Origin of the sequence: Aquabacterium sp. OR-4 (genome assembly GCF_025290835.2) — a bacterium.
In the GTDB taxonomy this organism is placed as follows: domain Bacteria; phylum Pseudomonadota; class Gammaproteobacteria; order Burkholderiales; family Burkholderiaceae_C; genus Pseudaquabacterium.
The window spans coordinates 1,074,147-1,096,696 of record NZ_JAOCQD020000002.1 but is presented as its reverse complement, the minus strand read 5'-3'; the positions used below and the strand labels follow the sequence as shown (position 1 = coordinate 1,096,696).

Below are 22,550 nucleotides of genomic sequence, written 5' to 3'. Positions count from 1 at the left end.
TCTCCGCTTGACCGAGGGGTTAGGCCTCATTGCCGACGTTTGGCTGCTGATCTGACAGCCTGGCAGAACTCCTCCGCTCCCTTTGGACAGTGTCGAGTTACGTTCGCGTGAACTGTGTTGAAGGTGTCTCGTGGAAAGGCCTCCGAGTCGATGATGACCCAGATGAACTTCTTGAACTCTCGATCCTTAGTCGTCAGTGCAAGCATTGTAGGAATCTCCGACCAGCGATTGGCCCAGAGGAGTTGAACCTTGTCCTCTGCACCTCCCGCAATCGCGCCCTCGTAGCAGTGCTTGAACTGCTTGTAGAACCTGTAGACGCCGTCCCAAGTTGTGAGGTAATCCGTAACCACCTCGGCCGCGTAGGCCTCTTCCCGAGTGCACGTACTGGATGAAGAATGGGCCTGCGACGACAGAAGAAGCGCGGCTAACGTAGCGAACGCGACGGTGGTTCTCATGAGGCCTAACGTTTGAGCTAACCCACCGTTGCGGTATGTGGCTAAAGGCCCAGAATGAAATGGCGGGCCTTTAGCCGCATGCCGCAATGGGTCCGGTTGAGCGAAGTGTTAGGCCGCAGTGCCAGGGTGGCGGCATGCGCATGCATGTGCCACAATGCAACCACTTTGGTTGCCTTTTGGTGCTAGACATGCCTACGACTTTGACACTGAAGAACATACCCGATGCCGTGTACGAGCGGTTGAAGAGTGCTGCAGAGATGCACAGGCGAAGCTTGAACAGCGAAGCGATTGTGTGCCTTGAGGCCGTGCTGCTGCCGACAAGGCTTGCGCCGAGCGAGAGGCTTGCCAAGGCCAGAGAACTGCGTGCGGCCTTGCCAATGCAGACGTTCCTGGCTGAGGACATTGATAACGCGAAGCGGGACGGCAGGCCGTGATCGTAGTTGATACGAACGTGCTGGCCTATCTGTACTTGCCAGGCGAGCACACGGCTGCGGCGGAAGCGCTACTTGAGCGAGATCCGGACTGGAGCGCACCGATTCTTTGGAGAAGCGAGTTCCGAAACATCTTGGCTGGCTATGTGCGACGGAGTGATATTTCTTTTGAGCAAGCCGTGAGCTTGCAAGCAGAGGCCGAAAGCCTGTTGGCTGGTGGTGAATTTGAAGTTGAGTCCCGCACAGTCCTGGAGCTTGTTCGAGATAGCGACTGCTCCGCGTACGACTGCGAGTTCATTGCTTTGGCAGTAAAGTTGGATACGAAGCTGTTCACGATGGACAAGAAGCTTTTGCGAGCATTCCCGAACCGCGCGCTGCCAATTTCTGCGGCCTAACGTTTGAGCTAACCGAACCGTTGCGGTATGTGGCTAAAGGCCCAGAATGAAATGGCGGGCCTTTAGCCGCATGCCGCAATGGGTCGGTTGAGCGAATGGTTAGGCCCCACTCGCCGCGCTGTGCGCAAGTAAAAGGTACTGAGCAAGCTGTTTGCTCTTGATTTCCCCCACTGACATGAGTTTCAAGTGACGTCGGCCTTTGCCTGTGCCTTCAAGATGACCAATATCGTCCTTGATCTTGGCTCCGCTTCCAAATTCCACTGACACATGCTCTTTGTACGCGAAGACACCACAGAACTGAACTCCAGACGTGAACAAGATCCCTCCGTACTTGACCTCCTCCGATGTGGACTTGAACGTCTTTTTGATCAATGCGCGGACTGCCTCAACGATCTCATAGTTGGTTTCGCCAAGAAGGCGAATATCTTCGACCAACGATTGGACTGACTTTATGGCCATCTTGGATTGTGGTGTGCGGGTTGATATGGGCGGTAGGGGTGCAAGAGCGTGATTCTTGTGGGGCCTAACGTTTGAGCTAACCGAACCGTTGCGGTATGTGGCTAAAGGCCCAGAATGAAATGGCGGGCCTTTAGCCGCATGCCGCAATGGATCCGGTTGAGCGAATGGTTAGGCATCAGTTTTGAGCGTTGCCTGGTAAGCTTGAATTGCTGGAAGCACCGCAGCTCGCCTCGTTAGACTCTCAGCGGGCCAGTAGTCTTCGCGCTCGTAGTATTCATCTACTGCAGGTGCACCGCCTTGGAGGTTTACCCATGGCTGCTTTGAGCGAGTGAAGATGTGGATCTCTGGTGGACATACATCAGGATTGTCAAGTGTCCCCACGCGCACAAACTTCATGATGGGGCCTGCACCTGCGTAGTTGCTCCAAACAGCGACCTTGCAACTTGGGCAGCGTGCAATGCGTTGGCCTAGTCCGCTATCGGAAGGCGTGTTTACCACTTCCGGTTCTGAGCCGAGGTTGACAACGCGATCGCTCTCAATCATCGCATTCAGTGCGAATGCAGCACCGCTTTCTCTTTGGCACCACTTGCAGTGACAGCAGTGGACAAAGAGCGGCTTGGTCTCCATGCAATAGCGAATGGCATTGCAGTCGCAGCCGCCTTCGATTGGGAATTCAGCAGTGGTGGGCATGGTGGAGGTGCTAGTTCTGATGCCTAACGTTTGAGCTAACCGGACCGTTGCGGTATGTGGCTAAAGGCCCAGAATGAAATGGCGGGCCTTTAGCCGCATGCCGCAATGGGGATCCGGTTGAGCGAATGGTTAGGCCTGTCATTGCACGCGCGCAATGTGTTTACGATTGGTGGTACTTCGAGCAAGTTTTCCCTCTCGCATAAGTATGCCCAGTACGCTATAAGACAGATAATCCTTGGAACCTCCGCCATAGTCGCTTCGAAGGCCGAGAAGGCTAGCCGCATCGGAGTTCGATATCCCGCCAGGATTTGCCTTTGCTAATTCAAGAACGGCATCCTTCAAGAGTGATAGTGCTATCTGGGCCTTCTCTTTCACGCCAGATGGAAGTACAACAGAAGTTCGCGCTTTCGCCGACAGTCCAGATGGGAGGACATTGTTGAGGAGTCGGCCGCCTGTATCTACCGTTCCAAACGAAGAGATCAGTTCTGCTTCAAGTCGTATTGCCTGTGGTTCACTTAGCTCGTCAACCATCCTTGTTACCAGAACTATGTATCCGGCTGCTTCAATCTCTTTAATTCTTTGACCCTTGCGAGATTCATCTGGTCGGACCAAGTGATCGAACGAGCGGGTACCGGTACCTTTGCCAATGTAGAACGGCAAGGCTGGCGACTCACGCGGGTCCTTTAACGCATAGACATAGTAGGAGGTATCGATGGCCATGTGGGTACAGTTGAGTTTTGAGAGGCCTAACGTTCGAGCTAAGGGGGCGACGGCGGCAGGGCGCCAGGCCCGGGCCGGTGAAAATGTGCAGCGTACCACCGGCCCGGGCCTGGTGACCTGCCGTTGGCGCTCCCTTTGAGCGAGGGGTTAGGCCGCCGCGGGTACGACCGGTGCTGACTGGCTGGTTGTTCAATGCTGTTGGGCAAGTGGCGAGTCTCTACGTTGCAGGACGCTCAAACAGGGCAACCATATTCTCGGTGGCTTTGCCCCAACTGGTAAGTACGTCCGGAGTAAGAATCTGCACAAGGCGCCAGCCATTGGCGCCTTCCTCGTTCAGTATCTTCTCGATATTTGGCAAAGGGGTCTTCGATATGCCTGAGAGGAAACCCTTTTTGATTGGTATGTTCAGTGTTTTGTACTCGTGCTTGACCATGGCCGGCAGTTCCTGAGTTTCAAGCGCCTTGATGTCGATGTCGAATACCGAAGCTAAAGCCTTTTTCGACTGCAGCGAGGCCGACGCCTCATTCTCGATTCGCTGAATCGTTCTCAGGTTCAGGCCAGCCGCGGTCGCAAGTTCTTCCTGCGACCACGACCGAGCGTTCCTGAGTCGAAGGACCAAAGCAGAGTTGATTTTCATGTGTTTGACAGCTCACGGCGCCACGTTTGGCGAGGCGGACTGAGCTTGGCTGGCCGTGGATGACGCCGCTACGAAACGGGTGCGACAGTAGCACGACAGTTGGGCGGCGGCGCGACGACAGGGGTGTTTCGGCGGCCTAACGTGCTTTCGACATCACCAAATATACCCACTGGCGGTCAGTCGTTGCCACCGGTGGTCACTTGGGTTGGGTGGAGCGGATGCGGGGGCGCTTCTTTCTGATCACCTTGGCTTGTAGGCCGAGGGCGATCGCGAGGGCGCGGGGGATCAGGCAGGGCTGCAGTTCGCTGATCGTGTGATTGCCATGCAGTGCCAGCAACTGCTGCAATGCAATCTCGTGCGGCTGTACCTTGAGCAGCACGGTGGGTCCTGATCGGCGGTCCAGCGGCAGCGGGCCGTCGTCCACCAGCAGCTCCACGGTGGTGTATCGGTGGCCTTGTTCGGGGTCGTGGCGATAGCGCACGCACACCAGTTGCGCGCCGTAGCGCTGCAAATGCTGCTTTGTGCCAGGTCGCCCGGGCAGCAGGCGTTTGGTGACGGTCAGCAGCGCCACGTCGCTGGCGCGGGTGTTGACGGCCACAGGCGGGGTCTTGCGCGGCATCGGATGACTGGCGCTTCGTGGCCGGGCCGAGGCGGATGGCCCCGTGTGCAGGCACTTGCGAAAGCTGGTGAACTGTATGAACATACAGTATCACAGGTGTTGGAGCTTGACCATGCCACCCCATGCTGAGCCGCCTCCCGTTCGGCTGCTGGATCGGCTGCGCAGCCAGATCCGCTTCATGCACTACAGCATACGAACCGAGGAGGCCTACGTCCATTGGGTACGGGTCTTCGTGCGCTACCACCAACTGCAGCATCCAGCCGATCTGGGCGGTGATGCGGTCGAGGCCTTTCTGGGCTGGCTGGCGGCCGATCGGCAGGTGTCGGCGTCCACGCACAAGCAGGCCCTCTCGGCGTTGCTGTTTCTCTACCAGAAGGTGCTGGGCCTGCGCCTGCCGTGGATGGACGAGATCTCGCGTCCGCAGCGGCCGCCACGCCTGCCGGTGGTGCTGTCGCACGACGAGGTGGCGAGGGTGCTGGCGGCCTTGCCCGAGCCGGTGCCCAGGCTGTTTGGTCATCTGTTGTATGGAACCGGCATGCGCCTGCTCGAGGGCTTGCGGCTGCGCGTGAAAGACATCGATTTCGACCGCCGCGCGATCATCGTGCGCGAGGGCAAGGGCGGCAAAGACCGGGTGGTGATGCTGCCGGCCTCGCTGGAGCAGGCTTTGCGTGATCAGCTGGCCGCGGCGCATGCCCTGTGGGCGGCCGATCGGGCCGCCGGCGTGGCCGGGGTGCAGGTGCCGCATGCGCTGGGCCGCAAGTACCCGCGCGCGCCCTTGTCGTGGGCCTGGTTCTGGGTGTTTCCGCAAGCCACGCTGTCTGAGGATCCGCGGGCCGAGCCGCGCGTGCTGCGCCGACATCACCAGCACGAGCAGCAGTTCCAGCGCGCGTTCCGCCAGGCCGTGCAGGCCGTCGGCGTCCACAAGCCGGCCACGCCGCACACGCTGCGCCATTCGTTCGCCACGCACCTGCTGCTGTCGGGTTACGACATCCGCACCGTGCAGGAGCTGCTGGGCCATGCCGACGTGAGCACCACCATGATCTACACCCATGTGCTCAAGCTCGGCGGTGGCGCGGTGCGCAGCCCGGTCGATGCCTTGATGGCCGCCGGGTCGACACCGGGCTGCGCGATGGCGCCGCCGCCTTCCTTGGTGGCCCCCGCGCCGCTGGGCCAGAGGCATCCGTCTGCGGCCCGCGCGGCGGCAGGCCGCCAGACACCACCGGTGTCGCCACCGCGATCGCCAACCCAACCGCCACCACGGGCGCGTGAGCCTGCGGCGGCCTATGTCGTCGTGCGATCCGCGGCGGTGCCATCGCCGCCGCGGGGTTCTTGTGCCGCCTCTTGTCCAACGTCCATTCCAGCCGATCGTCCCGTTCTGTGGCCACCCTTCCTGCCTACGCCGAGCTCCACTGCCGCAGCCACTTCAGCTACCTGAGCGGCGCCTCCAGTCCCGAGGAGCTGATGGCGGCCGCGCATGCGCGCGGCTACGGCGCGCTGGCACTCACCGACGAATGCTCGCTGGCCGGCGTGGTGCGGGCGCATGAGTGGCTGCTTGAACAGCAGCAGGAGGATGAACACCCGCAGCCAGCGCAGCCGCCATCGCCACGGCCGCCGCAGTCGCAGTCGCAGTCGCAGTCGCAGTCGCAGTCGCAGTCGCAGTCGCAGTCGCAGTCGCAGTCGCAGTCGCAGTCGCAGTCGCCACCATCCCAGCAAAGCGCGCACCAGCCCCAGCTCCAGCCCCAGCCCCAGCCCCAGCCCCAGCCCCAGCCCCGGCTCCCGGCCCCAGATACACCACCCCCACCGTCCCAAGCACCCACCCAGACCGGCGATCCCCGCCCGCCCCGGTCGGCGCCCTTGCACCTGATCATCGGCACCGAGATGCGCCTGTGCCTGCCGGCGGCCGGCGACCCGGTGGCCCAGGCGCAGGCGGGGGTACCGGCGTCGTCGCCGCTGGCTGGCCAACCGGCGCCGCGTCTGCTGCTGCTGGCGCAGACCCGGCGTGGCTACGGCAACCTGGCGCAGTGGATCAGCGTGGCGCGGCGGCGTGCGGCCAAGGGCCAGTACCTGGCCCATGCGGCCGATCTGGAGGGGCGGGTGCCCAATGCGCCGCACCTGGCCGGCCTGCCCGACTGCGTGGCCGTGCTGCTGCCCGATCCGGCGGCCTCGTTCGAGACCCTGTGCGCCCAGGCCATGTGGCTCAAGACCTGGTTTGGCGGTGGCGGCGGCGTGGCCGCCGGCGCGCGCTGCGCCATCGCCATCGAGTTGCTGCACCGTCCGCACGATGCACTGCGGCGCGAGCTGCTGCCGCGCGTGTCGGCGCTCACCGGCCTGCCGCTGGTGGCCTGTGGCGATGTGCGCATGCATGCGCGCCAGCGCAAGCCGCTGCTCGATGTGATGACCGCCACGCGCCTGAACCTGCCGGTGGCCGAGTGCGGCTTTGCGCTCGAGCCCAACGCCGAGGCGCATCTGCGGCCGCGCGCGCGCCTGGCCGCGCTGCATGCGCCCGAGTGGCTGGCCGAATCGCTGCGCATCGCCGCCACCTGCCGCTTCTCGCTGGCCGAGCTGCGCTACGAGTACCCGCAAGAGATCGTGCCGGCCGGCCACACGCCCGCCAGCTGGCTGCGCGCACTCACTGAAGACGGCGTGCTGCGCCGCTTTCCGGCCGGTGCGCCGCCCAAGGTGCGCGCGGCCATCGAGCATGAGCTGGCGGTCATCGCCCAGCTGCGCTTCGAGCCTTATTTCCTCACCGTGGCCGATGTGGTGCGCTGGGCGCGTGGCCAGGGCATCCTGTGCCAGGGCCGTGGCAGCGCGGCCAACTCGGCGGTGTGCTACTGCCTGGGCGTCACCGAGGTCGATCCTGATCGCATGCAGCTGCTGTTTGAGCGCTTCATCAGCCCCGAGCGCAACGAGCCGCCCGACATCGACATCGATTTCGAGCACCAGCGCCGCGAGGAGGTGATCCAGTACCTCTACGGCCGCTACGGCCGCCACCGCGCCGCGCTCACCGGCGTGGTGATCCGCTACCGCCCGCGCTCGGCGCTGCGCGACGTGGGGCGTGCGCTGGGCATCGGGCTCGACCGCATTGCCGCGGTGGCCAAGAACCAGCACTGGTGGGTCGACGCCTCGCAGGTCGCCGCGGTGCCGCCTGCCGCGGGCGTGGCGCCCGGTACCGCGCCGCGCCGGCGCTTCGATCCCGAAAGCCTGCGCGAGCACGGCCTCGACCCCGATTCGCCGGTGTGTCAGCAGTGGATGGCGCTGACCGAGCAACTGGTCAACCGGCCGCGCCACCTCAGCCAGCACCCGGGCGGCTTCGTCATCGCGCGCGACGATGTCTCGCGCCTGGTGCCGGTGGAAAACGCCGCGATGGACGGCCGCACCGTGATCCAGTGGGACAAGGACGATCTCGACGCGCTGGGCCTGATCAAGGTCGACATCCTGGCGCTCGGCATGCTCAGCGCCATCCGCCGCGCGCTCGACATGGTGGGGCGCAAGCTGGGCGCAGCCGCCGGCAGCGGTGGCGGCAGCTTTCGCATGCAGGATGTGCCGGCCAGGGACGACGCGGTCTACGAGATGCTGTGCCGGGGCGACAGCATCGGCACCTTCCAGGTGGAAAGCCGCGCGCAGATGAGCATGCTGCCGCGCCTGCAGCCGCGCTGCTTCTACGACCTGGTGATCGAGGTGGCCATCGTGCGCCCCGGCCCCATCCAGGGCGGCATGGTGCATCCCTACCTGCAGCGCCGCAGCGGCGCCGAGCCGGTGGACTACCCCAGCGCCGAGGTGCGCCAGGCGCTCGAGCGCACGCTGGGCGTGCCCATCTTCCAGGAGCAGGTGATGCAGCTGGCCATCCTGGCGGCCGATTTCACCCCCGGCGAGGCCGACCGCCTGCGCCGCGCCATGGCCGCCTGGAAGCGCAAGGGCGGCCTGGGCCCGTTCCACGCGCGGCTGGTGGGCCGCATGGTGGCCAAGGGCTATGCGCGCGAGTACGCCGAGCGCATCTTCCAGCAGATCGAGGGCTTTGGTGAGTACGGCTTCCCCGAGAGCCACGCCGCCAGCTTTGCGCTGCTGGTGTGGGTGAGCGCCTGGCTCAAGTGCCGCCACCCCGATGCGTTTCTGGCCGCACTGCTCAACAGCCAGCCGATGGGCTTTTATGCCCCCGCCCAACTGGTGCGCGATGCCCGCGCGCACGGCGTGCAGGTGCGCCCGGTGGATGTGCTGTGCAGCGAGTGGGACACGGTGCTCGAGGCGCGCCCCCACGCCGACGGGTGTGAGCTGGCGACGGCTGTCGCCGGCGCTGCCGATCCCGCTGACCTGGCTGATGCCGCTGACGCCGACGAGGGCACGGGCACGGGCCCTGACGCGGGTGCTCACGCACGCGCCCCGGCCGCCGTGGCCACCACCCCGCTGCCGCCGGGCACGCCGCCGCTGCACCCGGTGCGCCTGGGCTTCAGCCGGCTGATCGGCTTTCGCGAGGCCGATGCCAGGCGCATCGTGGCCGCGCGTGCCGCCGCACCCGACCCGCGCCGCCCCTTTGCCAGCGTCGAAGACCTGGCCCGCCGCGCCGGGCTCGATGCGCATGCGCTGGCCTGCCTGGCCGAAGGCAATGCCCTTGCGGCCCTGACCGGCCACCGCCACCAGGCCGCCTGGGCCGTGCGTGGCATCGACACCCGCGCCACCGCGCTGCTGGCCGATACCCGCACCCACGAGGCGCCGGTGGCCCTGCTGGCGCCGGCGCCGGGCGAGGCCCTGGTGGCCGACTACCGCCGCACCGGCCTGTCGCTCACCCAGCACCCGCTGGCGCTGCTGCGCGCGCAGCTGGCGCAGTTCCAGGTGCAGCCGGCGGCGGTGCTGGCCGGCTGCCGGCGCGGCCAGCTGGCGCGGGCCTCGGGCCTGGTGACCCACCGCCAACGGCCCGAAACCGCCAAGGGCGTGGTCTTCGTCACGCTGGAAGACGAGACCGGCAGCATCAACGTGATCGTCTGGCCGCAGGTGGCGCAGGCCCAGCGCCGGCCGCTGCTGGCCGCGCGCCTGCTCACCGTGTATGGCGTGTGGCAGTGCGAGGGCGAGGTGCGCCACCTGATCGCCCGGCGCCTGGTTGACCATTCCGAACTTCTGAACGGTCTGGTCACCCACAGCCGCGATTTCCACTGAGTGCAGGCCGGACAATCGGCCTGCGCACCCCGCTCCCACCCCAGCCCCGAACCGCGCCGGCCCGGCCCGGCCCGGCGCCGCCAGAGACCGCCCATGACCACGCCCCTGATGCCCCATACCCTGCAATGGCTGCCAGCCGATGGCAGCGCCCCGCAACAGCTGATGGTGCTGCTGCACGGCTGGGGCGCCTCGGCGGCCGACATGGCGCCGCTGGCCCAGGTGCTGCGCCAGCAGTTTGCGCAGTGCGCCGTGCTGGCGCCTGAGGGCTTCGAGCCGCTGGACGGCACCGGCGCCGCGCAGCTGGCCGGCCGCCAGTGGTTCAGCCTGGCCAGCGCCCAGGGCGGCATGATCACCGAGGCCGAGCGCCCGGCGCGCGTGGCCGCCGTGCTGCCGCGCCTGGCCGAGTGGCTGCGTGCCGCCCAGGCCGCCACCGGCGTGGGCCCCCAGGCCACGGCCCTGGTGGGCTTTTCGCAGGGCGCGATCTGTGCGCTCGAGCTGGTGCAGCGCCACGACGGCGCCGCCGGCCGCGTGCTGGCCTTTGCCGGCCGCTACGCCACGCTGCCCGATGCCGCGCCGCGCGAGACCACGCTGCACTTCTTTCACGGCAGCGCCGACGGCGTGATCCCGGTCACGCACGCGCGCGCCGCCATCGAGCGCCTGGCCGCGCTGCAGGGCGACGCCACCATCGACATCGCCGAAGGCGCGGGCCACGAGATCCCGCCGGCCCTGCTGCGCTGCGCCCTGCAGCGGCTCACCGGCCACATCCCGCAGCGCACCTGGCGCGAGGCCATGGGCGCCGCCGCGGCGCGCGGCGCGCCCGACGACACCGACGACTGAGCAGCCGCCTTCCAAGCGCACCCGGCTGCGCGGTACGCGGGGCGCTCCGTACACTGGTGCCATGCTTTTTCTGCTTTCTCCCGCCAAGACCCTCGACTACGAGCGCCCGCTGCCTGCCGGCGCGGCCCGGCGTGCCACCGAGCCGGCCTTCGTGCCGCGCGCCGCCGCCCTGATCGAGGGCCTGAAGACGCTGACGCCGCCGCAGCTGGCGCAGCTGATGGACCTGTCGGACGAACTGGCCGCGCTCAATGTCGGCCGCTTTGCCGCCTGGACGCCCGAACACGGCCCGAAGAACAGCCGCCCGGCCGCCTATGCCTTCAACGGCGATGTCTACGACGGCCTCGACATCCGCAGCCTGGAGGCGGCCGACCTGGGCTGGGCGCAGCAGCATCTGGTGATCCTGTCGGGCCTGTACGGCGCGCTGCGCCCGTTTGACCGCCTGCAGCCCTACCGCCTGGAGATGGGCACACGCTGGGCCAACCCCGCCGGCAAGGACCTGTACGCCTGGTGGGGCGACACGGTGGCCGGCTACCTCAACGAGCGCCAGGCCGACGAGCGCAGCCCGGTGATCGTGAACCTGGCCTCGCAGGAGTATTTCAAGGTGGCCGACCGCGCCGCGCTGAAGGCCCGCGTGGTCGAGTGCCAGTTCGAGGACTGGAAGGACGGCCCGGGCGCAGCCGGCGGCCAGTACAAGATCATCAGCTTCTTTGCCAAGCGTGCACGCGGTGCCTTTGCGCGCTGGGCCATCCGCCACCGCGTGCGCAGCGTGGCCGCGCTGCGCGGCTTTGATGCCGACGGGTATGCGCACGACGCCGGTGTGTCGACACCCGAGCGCCTGGTGTTTCGCCGTCGGCTTTGATGCCGCACCGGGCGATCTGGGCCAGCGCTGCCAGAATGGGCGCATGTTGTTGTGCCCACCGGTGCGCACGGCACGCCGGGCCGCTGGCCCGCGGGGCCGGTTGCCGGTTGAGCCAGCAAGCCCCGAGGTATCCGAGGTAGAGCGCCGTGACAACGCAGACCGTCACCCCCGAACTGCGGCAGTGGATCATCGAGCAGGCCCGCGCCGGCTGCCGCCCCGAAGACGTGCTGGAGGCCATGCGCAGCAGCGGCTGGGACGAGGACGTGGCCATCGCCGCACTCGAGCAGGCCCTGGCCGGCCAGCTGCCGACCCACGGCCTGGCCGCCGCCGCCGCCAGTGCGCTGGCCGCCCATGGCCGCCCGGTCGTGCAGCAGCCGCAAACCCACCAGCAGCCCTTGCCGGCGGTGGTGGCTGTGCCCGAGCCCGATCTGCGCCTGTCGCCCGCGCGCCTGTGGGCGCATGACCGCGAGGTGGCCGTGCTGGCGGTGATGCAGCACCCGCGCGTGGTGGTCTTTGGCGGCCTGCTGTCCGACGACGAGTGCGATGCGATGGTGGCCGCGGCCGGCCCGCGCATGGCGCGCTCGGAGACCGTGGTCTACGAGACCGGCGGCAACGAGGTGAACGCCGCGCGCACCAGCGAGGGCATGTTCTTCGGCCGCGCCGAGAACGCGCTGTGCGAGCGCATCGAGGCGCGCATTGCCGCGCTGCTGCGCTGGCCGGTGGAAAACGGCGAAGGCCTGCAGGTGCTGCACTACCGCCCCGGCGCCGAGTACAAGCCGCACCACGACTACTTCGACCCGGCCCAGCCCGGCATGGCCGCGGTGCTGCGCCGCGGCGGCCAGCGCGTGGCCACCGTGGTGATGTACCTCAACACGCCCGAGCAGGGCGGCGCCACCACCTTTCCGGACGTGGGGCTCGAGGTGGCCCCGGTCAAGGGCCACGCGGTGTTCTTCAGCTACGACCGCGCGCACCCGGTCACGCGCACGCTGCACGGCGGCGCACCGGTGATCCGCGGCGACAAGTGGGTGGCCACCAAGTGGCTGCGCGAGCGCGAGTTCGTTTGAGGGTTGGGTGCCTGCGCTGCGCTGCGCGGCGCTGCCTGGCGCTGTGGCTGAGGGGCTTGCCTGGCTGGCTGCTTGGGTTTTTGGGTTTTTGGGTTTTTGGGTTTTCGGGTGGCCTGGCGGCGGGGGTTTTGCATGGCTCGCTGCAGCGCGCCGGGTGTTCGCCCCGGCGGGCGACCTACTTTCTTTTGGCGAAAAGAAAGTAGGCAAAGAAAGCGCATCCCAACTTTCCGACACCACTGAGCATTTTGTTTGGTGCATCGAGGCGGGCGCCTCGCCCGCCCCGCGGGCTCGAACATAGCCAGCCGGATGCAGGTGTAGCCGGTCCTCGCGCGCGGGCCCCCCGGTCAAGACTTGCGGGCGCAGTGTGGTGTGGGCTGGTCTTGGTCTTGGTTCTGGTTTTGGTCAGTGCTGGTGCCGGTGCCAGGCCAATGCCCCTGGCCATGGCCCAGGCGCTCTGTCCGTGGCACGGCTTGCCTTCTTGCGGCGAGCTGCCGGAGCCTTCACAGATGAGCGGCCATGCCATCGGCGGCCATGTGTCCGTCACCAAGCCCCATGTCGGCAGCCTGTTCGAGCCCGCCGGGCGGGCGAGGCGCCCGCCCCGATGCTCGAGAAGCAGCAGTGCGGTGTCGGAAAGTTCAATGCGCTTTCTTTGCCTACTTTCTTTTCGCGAAAAGAAAGTAGGTCGCCCGCCGGGGCGAAACCCCGGCGCGCTGCAGCGAGCCACGCAAGACCCGGCGCGGTGAAACGAACCATGGGCAACGCCAAGCATCGAGCCAAGTCCGCGCAACCGCGCAACCGCCGCAACAGCCGCAACCGCCGCAACCGCCGCAACCGCCGCAACCGCCGCACCCGCCGCAACCGCCGCACCCGCCGCACCCGCCGCACCCGCCGCACCCGCACTACTGCGCATTCACCGCATGGATCTGCCGCCGCCGCTCCACATAGCCCGTGCGCACCGCCGCCGCCGCATCCGGGCACGCCGCCGCATTGCAGGCCAGTGCCTCGATGGTGTAGACCCGCAGCGTCTGCGCCACGCCGGGTGCGCTCTCGCCTTCGTTGTACAGGCGCGAGTCGCAGCTCACGCTCACCACCATGCCCAGGTCGGCATTCAGGTCGAGTGCCTGGCTGGTGTTGCTGCAGCTCGTCCAGCTGCCCTTGAAGGCCTGGTACAGGCCCCATTCGATGCCGGCGCGTGCGGCGGCCGCGGCGCGCAGCGCCAGCACGTCCTGCGTGCTGGTGATCTGCGCCTGCTGGCCCAGGCGCAGCACGGCGGCGGCCAGGCCGGCCAGCGTGACCAGCACGATGATCACCGCCACCGCACCCAGGCCGCGCGCCGGTGCCGATGGCCCAGCCCGCCGGCGTGCCGGGCCAGCTCTCAGAGGCCGGTGTGTGCGCCTCATGGGATGTTCACCACATGCGCGCCCACCACCAGGCTGGCGGTTTCGCCGTTGCGGGTGAGTTCGAGCTGGATCGAGATGAAGCCGCTTTGCTGCGTGGCACCCTGGTTGGCCTCGTAGACGAAGCGGCAGGCGCGCACGCCGGTCAGCACCACGTCGCCGCCGGTGGCCGACGGGCAGCTGGTGGGCGTGGCGGCGTTGAAGCCGTAGTTGCTCAGGCGCACCAGCCGGCCCGGCGCGTTGCCCTGGGCATCGAGCGTGCCGCTGGCGCCGCTGCACACGTAGAACACGGCCTTCTGCGCGTTGGGCACCAGTGCGAAGCGCGCGCCCTCGTAGCCCAGCGGAAACTGCATCGCGTTCACGCCGATACGGTGTCGCCCATGCGCCGCGTTGGGTGTGGCCACCGCGGTGATCTCGGTGCGGTTGCTGCCGGTGTACACGTCGCCGGCGTTCTGGTTGTCCACCACCACCCAGTCGCCCACCGCCGGCACGGTGCTCAGCGGCGTCAGCACGTCGAACTGCGTGGTGCTGCTGCCGGTGTCCACCGGGGCCGAGCCGCTGGTCACGATGTCGGTGTCGCGGCGGTAGCGGCCGCCGCCCAGTGTGGGCACGGTCTCGAAGCACTCGCTGCCGGGCGCGCGGATCGAGTTGGGCACCGCGCTCTGCACATCGCGCAGCATCAGGCGCAGGCCCTGGTCGGCGTCGGCGGTGATGGCGGCGCGGCTGCGCGCGGCCAGGTAGATGTCGAAGGCCGGCTTGAAGAACACCGCCAGCGTGGCCCCCAGCACGCCGATCAGCACCAGCGTGACCACCAGCTCGATCAGCGTGAAGCCGGCGGGCACGCGGCCGGCGGCCCGGGCGCGGTGCGGCGGCCGGCGCGGCCGGGTGGCAGGGGGCATCGTGGCGCGCAGCATCACGAGGCGTAGTCGGTGCGCCAGCCCACCAGCTGCAGCGTGTGGCCGCCGGCGGGCTGGGTGACGGTGATGACGATGCGCCGTGCCGCGGCCACGCCGCCCAGCGTGCCGCCGCTCACGCTGATGGCCAGGCTGTAGCCGGCCAGCGCCGGGATCACGGTGCCGTCCACCGCGCAGATGCCGGTGCTGGCATGGCCGTGGTAGTCGGCCACATCGTTGAAGCTGTCGCGTGCGCAGCCAGCGGCAGGGGCATTGGCCGCCGCCGCATAGGGCTTGAGCTGGATCTCCTCGAGCAGCTCTTGCGCTATGGCCTGCATCTGGCGCTGCACCACCGGATCGGCACTGCCGCGCGCGGCGGTGCGCAGCGCCAGCAGCACGCCGGCCAGGCCCACGCCCAGCACCACGATGGCGATGATCACCTCGGGCAGCGTGAAGCCGCGCCGGGCCCGGCCGGGCGGCGGGCGGCGCGCACCGCGGCCGGCCGGCGCGGCCGCCCTGGCTGCGGGCTCAGTCGACATGGCCGGTGCGCCCGGTGAGGTGGATCGCGCTCTCGCCGGCAATGGCGATGCTGGCGTTGAGCGGGCTGAGGCCGGCGCCGTCGCTGGTGATGCGGCCGTCGGGCTGGAAAAACAGCGTGCCGGCCGGCGTCAGCGTGGTGGCGTGGTTGGCGCTGTCGCTGGCCCAGCGGGCGCTGCCGTCGGCGCCGTTGAGCGTGCTGCCGCAGCTGCTGGCCGGGTTGGTGGCGGCAATGGCCAGGCTCACCTGGCCGGTGGCCACGCTGGCGCACACCAGGCGGCGGTGGCCCTGGGCCAGGCTGCGCGCCGTCTTGAGCGTGGCGCTGACCTGGTCGCGCCAGGCGCTGCCGCCCAGCGCCAGCGTGCCGCCCAGGCGCGGCATGGCCACCGCGGCCAGCACGCCCAGCAGCAGCACGGTGGCGATCAGCTCCACCATCGTGAAGCCGCGCACGGCCGCAGCGGCCTGGCGCGGGGCAGGGCGGGCGCTGTGGCGGCTGGCGGTGGGATGGCGGTCAGTAGAGGTCGCGCACATGCACGAGCTTGCGGTGTTCGGGGCTGTGGATGCCGAAGCTGGCGCGGCCGGCGGGGTCTCGATCGGCCGTGGCCGCGCAGGCCCCGTTGTGGCTGCGCAGCCAGGGCAGGCCGGCGCCCACGGTGGCTGGCTGGCTGCCCTGACAGGCTTGATCGGCAGAAAGTGCGCCCAGGTTGAGGGCAATGTCCACCGTGAGCGTGCGGCCGGCCGGCGTGGGGGCGGCCAGCGTGAGCACGCCACGCCCGGCGGCCAGGCTCAGCGCGCTGACCGCGGTGGCCGCATCGCTGGCCTGGCCCAGCGCATCGCGCGGCCGGCTCAGCGCCACGGCGCCGGGCAGCAGGGTGCTGCAGCTGTCGGCGCTGTTGACCAGCCAGGCCTGGCCGCTCCAGTACTCGACGGTCAGCGGCAGCTGCAGCGCGGACCGGGCGCTGCCAAAGGCATTGGCCAGGCGCAGGCGGCCGCTGCGCAGGTTCAGCGTCGGCTCGGGCTGGCCGTCCGAGCTGATGGCGGCGCCGCCGCTGGCCGAATTGCTGGCGCGCAGGCCCAGCGCCATCGGCGCGGTGGCCTTTTGCGCAAAGCCGACGCTGGGCGTGGCGCTGGCCACGCCGGCGTTGAAGGCCGACGGCGCCACGCTGGCGCCGCTCAGCGTGGCCGGCCCGGGGCTGCCGGCGGCGGCCAGTGTGATGGCCTGGGCAAAGCCGGGCGTGGTGGCGCTGCTGCCGTCGAAGTTGCGGGTCACGCCGCCGGCCGCATTGCGCGCGGTGAGCGTGGCCGCCAGGGGCTGGCCGGCATAGGTGAAGCTGCCGCAGGCGTTGGCGGCGCTCAGCAGCAGGTGGTGCGGGATGAAGTCGCCCACCGAGCCGGTGGCGCTGCCGCTGGTGGGCACGTACAGGCAGCTGCGGTCGCTGTCGGCCCCGGGCTCGCCGAGCGCAGCCGCGCTGCAGGCCTGGCTGCCGCTGCGGCCGGGCAGCGCCACCCAGCCACTGGCACTGCCGAAGTACAGCGTGGCGCTGCCGCCGCCGGGCAGGCTGCAGTTGCCCCCTTCCAGCGCGCAGGCCAGGGCCGCGTCGCCAGCGCTGCTGCCCACCGGGCGCAGGCCCGAGTCCAGGTAGCTGGGATTGGCCAGGCGCGCCACCAGGTCGCCGCGGCCCACCTCGCTCCAGGCCAGGTCGCTGACGCTGGCCGCGCCGCCCGAGAAGCTGGCCAGCGTGCGGGTGCCGCTGAAGCTGCCGTCCACCGCGCCGCTGCCGGTGGGCTGCAGGCGCACGAAGCCCAGCGTCACCGCCTCGGGGTTGTTCTCGCGGCCGTAGTTGGGCATGGCCGCGCCCGCGGCGTTGTGGGCCGTGACGGTGGCTGAAAAGGGGCTGCCGGCGCGCAGCGGGCCGGCCTGCGCCGCCACCTTGAACCATGCCGGCGCGGCGATGAAGCTGTCGCTGCCGCTGATCACCAGGCCGCTGTCGCCGGTGGCGCTCGAGCCGGTGTAGGTGGCGCTCAGGCGCACGCGGCCGGCGTCGCCATAGCTCACCGGCAGGCTGGCCCGGCCCTGATGGTCGAAGCTGATGCGCAGGCTGCGGCCGCTGCCGTCGCAGGCGGCGTTGGCGTTGCCGGTGGCATTCAGCGCCTGGCCGTTGACGCTGACCGCGCGCGTGCCGCTGGCCGGCTCGAGCGGCGTGCAGCGAAACACCAGATCGCGCTGCGCGCTGGCAAAGCTGCCGGCGCAGGCGGTGCTGCCCGAGCCCGGGGTCACCGCCGTGATCTCCAGGCTTTGCGGGCTGCCGGCCACATGGTCGGGCACGTCGAACACGAAGCCGCTGTTGCGCGAGGTCCAGGTGCAGGCGGGGCTGCCGAAGTTGCAGCCGGCCGCCGGGTTGGCGAACTGCACGCCCAGCGTGGTGCTGCCGGCGGTGGTTTGCTGGATGCGCTTGCTCACCGTGTGGCTGCCGGGCGCGATGTCGAAGCTGGCGCCGTCGGGCCAGTTCACCGTCTGGCCGCTGCCGGTGGCGGTGAGCACGCCGTTGACGCCGCCGTTGTAGAAGCTGGTGCAGGCGGCATTGGCGCAGGCCACCACGGTGAGCGTGCTGGCCTGGCAGGTGAGGCCCTGGCCGCTGCCGTGGCGGATCTCGATGCGGTGCAGCGTGGGCGCCGGCGGCGCCGGGTTCAGGCCCAGCATGAAGCCGATGCGCGGGCCGCCCAGCGTGGCGGTGCTGCTGCGCGCGGTGTTGAGCGAACCGGCGCTGGCCTCCAGCCGGGTGTGGATGGCATGGCTGACGCCGCTGCTGGCGTTGTTGGACACGGTGTCCACCCGCTCGGTGCTGCCCGAGGGCGTGCTGAAGCTGGCCGGCGCATTGCCCAGCACGCTGACGCCGAACTGCAGCACGCCGTCGCTGCTGCTGGTGATGCCGGGCAGCGTGACCACGTTGCCGCTGCCGGCATCGCCCCAGCTGTCGCCCACCTGCACCGGGTTGGCGGTGTCCACGCCGCGCAGCAGCATGCCCGAGGCCACCACGCGCGTGGCCGGAAAGCTCCAGGTGTGGGTGGTGGGCTCGGTGCTGGGGTTGGTGATCACGCGCAGGTAGACCAGCGAGCGCAGCGTGCCGCCCTCGCTGCGGTCGGCCAGCAGGGTCCAGCCGGCCGGCGGCGTGACCGTGCCGGTGGTGCGCAGCGAGATCACCGCAATGCCCACGTCGCCGGTGGCCAGCGTGGCGCCGATGCCGCGGGTGGGCACGGTGGCGCTGCTCACGTTGCCGCTGCTGCTGGTGGCAAAGGTGCCCCACACCACCTCGGTGATGGCCGCCTGCGCCGCCGGCATCAGGCCGCCCAGGCCCAGCAGCAGGCCGGCCAGCCAGAGGGCCGGCCGCCACCCGGCCCGCCGGGCGCTCAGCACACCGCGGGTACGGCGCAGTTCATCAGAACATCTCCCTCACGTGCACGGCCTTGCGCGACTCGGGGCTGTAGATGCCGAAGCTGGCGCGGCCGGCGGGGTCGCGGTCGGCGGTGGCGGCGCAGGCCCCGTTGGCGCTGCGCAGCCAGGGCTGGGCGGCGCCGGTGCTGGCCGGGTGGCTGGCCTGGCAGGACTGGTCGCTGCCGGTGCTACCCAGGTTGAGCGCCAGGTCGACGGTGAGCGAATGGCCGGCCGGCGTGGGCGCGCTGAGGGTGAGCATGCCGCGGCCGGCCACCAGGGCCACCGCGCTGACCGTGGTGCCGGCGGCGCTGGCCGCCCCCCTGGCATCGCGCGGGTTGCTCAGGGCCACATGGGCCGGGCTCAGCGTGGTGCAGCTGTCGTCGGCGCTCACCAGCCAGGCCAGGCCGCTCCAGTAGTCCAGGCTCAGCGGCACCTGCAGGCTGGTCTTGGCGCTGCCGAAGGCATTGCTCAGGCGCAGCCGGCCGCTGCGCAGCAGCATGGCCGGCTCGACCCCGCCGGCCGAGCTGACGCCGTCGGCATCGGTGGCGCGCACGGTCAGCAGCTGCGGCGCGGTGGTCTTGCTGCTGAAGCTGTAGCTGGCGCTGCCGCTGCCCACGCCGCCGGCAAAGCCGCTGGCCGGCACGCCGCTGCCGGCAAAGCTGCCCAGGCCCAGCGCCAGGCCCTCGCTGAAGCCCACCGCGCGCGCAAAGCGGGCGGCGGCGCTGGCGTGGTGCGCGTAGTTGACGGTGGTGGCGGGCACCGCCAGGCCGTTGCGCGCGGTCAGGCTCACGGCAAAGGGCTGGCCGGCATAGCTGAAGCTGGCGCCGCAGGCCGGCGTGGCGCTGATCGCGAAGTGGTGCGGCGTGAAGCGGCCCACCGGGCCCGAGGCCGCGCCGAGCACATCGCCGGTGCCGAGGTAGCTGCCATCGGCCACGCTGGGTGTCAGCGCGATCACGCCCACCTCGGGGTAGATCAGCGCACTGGCCGTGGCCGCGCCATTGGTGAACACGCCGAACAGGCCACCGTTGAGCAGCGCCGGCGCCGCGCCGCCGGCCGGTTGCAGCAACGTGGCGGCCAGCTTCACCCCCTCGGGCGGCAGCTCGCGGCCATAGGCCGGCAGGGCATTGCCGGCCGTGTCCACCGCCGTCACCGTGGCCGAGAAGGCCTTGCCGGCCGGCATGAAGGCGCTGCCGCCGGCATCGGCCGCGCCCGGGTTGTGGCCCGGGCTGGCCAGGCTGGCGGTGGCGCATTCGCCGGCGGCGTACAGCGTGCACTTCACGCCCGACACGGCAAAGCCCGCAGGCCGCACCACGAAGGCATTGCTGCTGCCCGACAGCGGCGCGGCCAGCGTGCCGCCGGCCGCTTTGCTGGCCTGCAGCGTGATCTGGCCCACATCGGCCAGGGCGATGCTGAACGGCGCATTGCCGTTGGCGTCGAAGTGCATCGGCACCGCGGTGCTGTCCAGCCAGGTGGGCGCGGCATTGCCGGCCACCGCCACCGCGCTGCTGCCGCTGACCGTGAGGCGGTTGCCGCTGCTGCACAGCGCCGGGTTGTTGCACTGGTAGGCCCAGTTCACGCTCTGGCTGCCGGTGAGCGCGGCCTCGCAGGCCTGGGTGCTGGTGTTGGTTCTGACCGCGCGCAGCACATGGCTGGCGGCCACGCCGGCGGTCTGCGTGGCCACCGGCGTGGCGGCACCGCCGCTGGCTGCGGCGATCACGAAGCCGGCGGTGCTGTAGGTGATGGTGCAGCTGCTGCTGGCGCTGCAGCTGCTGCCGTTGGGGCAGCACTGGGTGGCGTTGGCGGGCAGCACGTCGGGCAGCAGCAGCGTGACCGTGCCCACCGCGCCATCCACCGCCGCGGGATGGCTCAGCGCGGTGCTGACCCGGCCGCTGGCGTCGAAGACGAGGCTCGACGAGGCCAGCGTGCCGCCGGCCGCCAGCAGCGTGACGCTGCGCCCGTTGAGCGTGCCGGCCGGTGCGGTGCAGGGGCTGCTGGCATTGCTGCAGGCGGTGATGGTGACGGTGCTGGCCAGGCAGCTCACGGCGCTGCTGGGCAGGTTGATCTCGTAGTGGTCGATGCCGATGCTGCAGGCATGGCTGAGCGCCGGCAGCGACTCGATCTCCAGCGCGCTGAGCGCGCTGTTGTACAGCCGCAGTTCGTCGATGTAGCCGTTGGCGCTGTTGCTGCCGTAGGCCGCCGGCGTGCCGCCCACATTGGCCATGCGCTGCGAGCCCACGTACAGCGTGGCCAGCGTGCCCAGCTGGCCGTTGAGCCCGCCGCTGGCGCTGGCGGCCAGCGTGCCGTCCACATAGACGGCCAGCGTGCCGGTGGCCAGGTTCCAGCTCACGGTGATGTGGTGCCACTCGTTGGCCGGGTAGCCGTAGCTGCTGCTGGTGGCGGTGGCAGTGGCGCCGGCACTGTCCTGCAGCGAGAACACCAGCTGGCCGTTGCCGTCCTTGGCCAGGAAGAAGTGGCGGTCGCCCAGCACGGAATCCAGGCTGGCGTCGAACAGCATGCGCGAGTTGCCGTCGTTCCAGGTGCTGCTGCCGGCATACCAGAAGGCCAGCGTGCCGGCCTGGCCCAGCGTGTTGGGATTGACCAGGGTGTGGATGCCGGTGGCGCTGCTGGCCGCCGGGATGCTGGCCGCGCCGCAGGTGCCGGGGTTGCCGGCCACGGCCTGGCCGGGCGGGCTGGGCACCGTGGTGCCGGTGGGCGCGGCCGTGCCCAGGCCGGTGGCCGGGCGGGCATTGCCGCTGGCATCGGCCACCACCCCCCAGCTGGTTTCGTCCAGCGCCCACCAGGCCCAGGGCGGGGTGGGCACGGCGTAGTGGTTGACGGCAGTGTTGTTCTGGACATTGCTGTCGCCGCCGGTGCCCGACACGGTGACGGTGTTGCTCAGCGTGCCGCTGGCGCCGGTGTTCACGCTGACGTTGAGCGTGAGATCGGGCGCCGACGCGCCGGGCGCCAGCGCGCCGCTGCGCGTGCAGGTCAGCACCTGGCCCGCGCGGTTGCAGCTCCAGCCGCTGCCGCTGTGGCTGCTGTAGGCCAGGCCGGCTGGCAGGGTGTCGATCACGGTCAGCGGGCCGGGCTCGGTCTGCAGGCCGTCGTTGGTGACGCGGATGGCGTAGCTGCCGTTGCCGCCGGGCATCAGCGGGCCGCTGCGGGTGAGCGTGACCGACGGGTCGATCAGCGAGGCCTTCAGCGCCATCAGGTGGCCGACGCCGTGGTCGGGGTCGGCCGCGGCGGTGGCCGACACGCCGCCCACCGGGCCGGCCGCTGGCATCGGCACGCTCGACATCTGCACCGTGACGCCCACGCTGTTGGCGTAGTTGGGCGCCGACTGCTGCAGGCGCTGGGTGAGGCCGCTGATGCCGCTGGGCGGGCCAAAGGTGCCGGCCGACAGGTAGGCGATCGAGGCGATCACCAGCGTGTCGGCGCTCACCGTGGTGATGCCGCTGGTGCCGTGGCTGAGGCTGTGGCCGTCAGTGGTGGCGCTCCAGGCCGTGCCGTTGTTGTCGATCGGCGTGCCGCCGGCGGTGTCGATGCCGTTGTAGGCCAGGATGCCGCCGGCGGCGGCGCCGCCGTAACCCGAGGGGTTGGCGAACGTCCAGGTGTAGCTGGCCGGCTCGCTGGGGGTGGCGATCTTGTAGTACGTCACCAGCGTCATGCCGTAGGGCGGGGTGGCCGAGCCGCCGTTGGACTGGTTGGTGAAGGTCATCTGCACCCAGCCCGCGGGCACCACCACGGTCATGGCCTGCGGCCGCGCGGCGATCGAGGCCACCAGGGCCATGCCCGGGCGCACGTTGGCCGGGCGCGCGATGGTCAGCGCGCCGGGCAGGCCGCCATTGGGAATCCAGTCATTGCGGCCACTGCTGGCGCTGACGAACTGGATGGCGCTGAAGGCCGGTGCCGGCAGCAGGCTGCCAAGCAGGGCGCACAGCAGCGCCAGCGCGTGCAGGAGTCGGTGCATCTGGGC

At 69.6% G+C, this 22,550-nt stretch carries 19 protein-coding genes; 7 read left to right on the top strand and 12 right to left on the bottom strand.

Annotated elements, in window-relative coordinates; translation table 11 throughout:
• Positions 1 to 26: 26 nt before the first annotated feature.
• Positions 27 to 455 carry a hypothetical protein gene (locus N4G63_RS17105; protein ID WP_260786644.1) on the bottom strand — a complete coding sequence of 143 codons (429 nt, stop codon included), beginning with the start codon at positions 453 to 455 and terminating at the stop codon, positions 27 to 29.
• 188 nt (positions 456 to 643) lie between these two features.
• Between N4G63_RS17105 and N4G63_RS17100 the strand changes: the two genes are divergently transcribed.
• Together N4G63_RS17100 and N4G63_RS17095 are read left to right on the top strand one after the other, a co-directional pair.
• Positions 644 to 889: a FitA-like ribbon-helix-helix domain-containing protein gene (locus N4G63_RS17100; protein WP_260786643.1), complete on the top strand. Its 246-nt coding sequence runs from the start codon at positions 644 to 646 to the stop codon at positions 887 to 889.
• Complete coding sequence (locus N4G63_RS17095; RefSeq protein ID WP_260786642.1) at positions 886 to 1,281, top strand: type II toxin-antitoxin system VapC family toxin; 396 nt, start codon at positions 886 to 888, stop codon at positions 1,279 to 1,281. Before N4G63_RS17100 ends, N4G63_RS17095 begins: the two co-directional genes overlap by 4 nt.
• Positions 1,282 to 1,380: 99 nt before the next feature.
• On the opposite strand, the gene N4G63_RS17090 is transcribed toward N4G63_RS17095, so the two are convergent.
• The 5 genes from N4G63_RS17090 to N4G63_RS17070 form a co-directional block, all read right to left on the bottom strand.
• Entirely contained in the window at positions 1,381 to 1,740 is a 360-nt protein-coding gene (locus tag N4G63_RS17090; protein ID WP_260786641.1) for a DUF1801 domain-containing protein, read from the bottom strand.
• Between the two features lie 168 nt (positions 1,741 to 1,908).
• Complete coding sequence (locus tag N4G63_RS17085; protein WP_260786640.1) at positions 1,909 to 2,430, bottom strand: GFA family protein; 522 nt, start codon at positions 2,428 to 2,430, stop codon at positions 1,909 to 1,911.
• 138 nt (positions 2,431 to 2,568) lie between these two features.
• On the bottom strand, positions 2,569 to 3,150 hold the full coding sequence (locus tag N4G63_RS17080) for a GIY-YIG nuclease family protein (RefSeq protein ID WP_260786639.1): 582 nt from the start codon (positions 3,148 to 3,150) through the stop codon (positions 2,569 to 2,571).
• 217 nt (positions 3,151 to 3,367) lie between these two features.
• Positions 3,368 to 3,787, bottom strand: a complete 420-nt coding sequence (locus N4G63_RS17075) for a DUF4177 domain-containing protein (protein WP_260786637.1) — start codon at positions 3,785 to 3,787, stop codon at positions 3,368 to 3,370.
• Between the two features lie 196 nt (positions 3,788 to 3,983).
• A complete protein-coding gene (locus N4G63_RS17070) occupies positions 3,984 to 4,406 on the bottom strand; it encodes a hypothetical protein (RefSeq protein ID WP_314599966.1) in 423 nt (140 codons plus the stop codon).
• 112 nt (positions 4,407 to 4,518) lie between these two features.
• On the opposite strand from N4G63_RS17070, the gene N4G63_RS17065 reads away from it, so the two are divergent.
• The 5 genes from N4G63_RS17065 to N4G63_RS17045 all read left to right on the top strand — a co-directional run bounded on the left by N4G63_RS17065 (position 4,519) and on the right by N4G63_RS17045 (position 12,314).
• Positions 4,519 to 5,841 carry an integron integrase gene (locus N4G63_RS17065; protein WP_510182765.1) on the top strand — a complete coding sequence of 441 codons (1,323 nt, stop codon included), beginning with the start codon at positions 4,519 to 4,521 and terminating at the stop codon, positions 5,839 to 5,841.
• Positions 5,784 to 9,554: an error-prone DNA polymerase gene (locus N4G63_RS17060; RefSeq protein ID WP_260786635.1), complete on the top strand. Its 3,771-nt coding sequence runs from the start codon at positions 5,784 to 5,786 to the stop codon at positions 9,552 to 9,554. Before N4G63_RS17065 ends, N4G63_RS17060 begins: the two co-directional genes overlap by 58 nt.
• Positions 9,555 to 9,647: 93 nt before the next feature.
• Positions 9,648 to 10,391, top strand: a complete 744-nt coding sequence (ypfH, locus tag N4G63_RS17055; protein ID WP_260786634.1) for an esterase — start codon at positions 9,648 to 9,650, stop codon at positions 10,389 to 10,391.
• 61 nt (positions 10,392 to 10,452) lie between these two features.
• Entirely contained in the window at positions 10,453 to 11,250 is a 798-nt protein-coding gene (gene yaaA, locus N4G63_RS17050; RefSeq protein ID WP_314599965.1) for a peroxide stress protein YaaA, read from the top strand.
• A 146-nt stretch (positions 11,251 to 11,396) separates the two neighbouring features.
• Positions 11,397 to 12,314, top strand: a complete 918-nt coding sequence (locus N4G63_RS17045) for a 2OG-Fe(II) oxygenase (protein ID WP_260786631.1) — start codon at positions 11,397 to 11,399, stop codon at positions 12,312 to 12,314.
• Between the two features lie 899 nt (positions 12,315 to 13,213).
• On the opposite strand, the gene N4G63_RS17040 is transcribed toward N4G63_RS17045, so the two are convergent.
• From N4G63_RS17040 to N4G63_RS17015, 6 genes are all read right to left on the bottom strand, one after another.
• Entirely contained in the window at positions 13,214 to 13,624 is a 411-nt protein-coding gene (locus N4G63_RS17040; protein ID WP_314599964.1) for an MSHA biogenesis protein MshP, read from the bottom strand.
• Positions 13,625 to 13,710: 86 nt separating this feature from the next.
• A complete protein-coding gene (locus tag N4G63_RS17035) occupies positions 13,711 to 14,610 on the bottom strand; it encodes a prepilin-type N-terminal cleavage/methylation domain-containing protein (RefSeq protein ID WP_260786629.1) in 900 nt (299 codons plus the stop codon).
• 14 nt (positions 14,611 to 14,624) lie between these two features.
• Positions 14,625 to 15,143: a prepilin-type N-terminal cleavage/methylation domain-containing protein gene (locus N4G63_RS17030; RefSeq protein WP_260786628.1), complete on the bottom strand. Its 519-nt coding sequence runs from the start codon at positions 15,141 to 15,143 to the stop codon at positions 14,625 to 14,627.
• Positions 15,133 to 15,672 carry a prepilin-type N-terminal cleavage/methylation domain-containing protein gene (locus N4G63_RS17025; protein WP_314599963.1) on the bottom strand — a complete coding sequence of 180 codons (540 nt, stop codon included), beginning with the start codon at positions 15,670 to 15,672 and terminating at the stop codon, positions 15,133 to 15,135. Before N4G63_RS17025 ends, N4G63_RS17030 begins: the two co-directional genes overlap by 11 nt.
• Positions 15,653 to 18,556, bottom strand: coding sequence for a DUF6701 domain-containing protein (locus N4G63_RS17020; protein ID WP_314599962.1), 2,904 nt, complete (start codon positions 18,554 to 18,556; stop codon positions 15,653 to 15,655). Before N4G63_RS17020 ends, N4G63_RS17025 begins: the two co-directional genes overlap by 20 nt.
• A 22-nt stretch (positions 18,557 to 18,578) precedes the next feature.
• A complete protein-coding gene (locus tag N4G63_RS17015) occupies positions 18,579 to 22,544 on the bottom strand; it encodes a DUF6701 domain-containing protein (protein WP_260786625.1) in 3,966 nt (1,321 codons plus the stop codon).
• Positions 22,545 to 22,550: the final 6 nt, after the last annotated feature.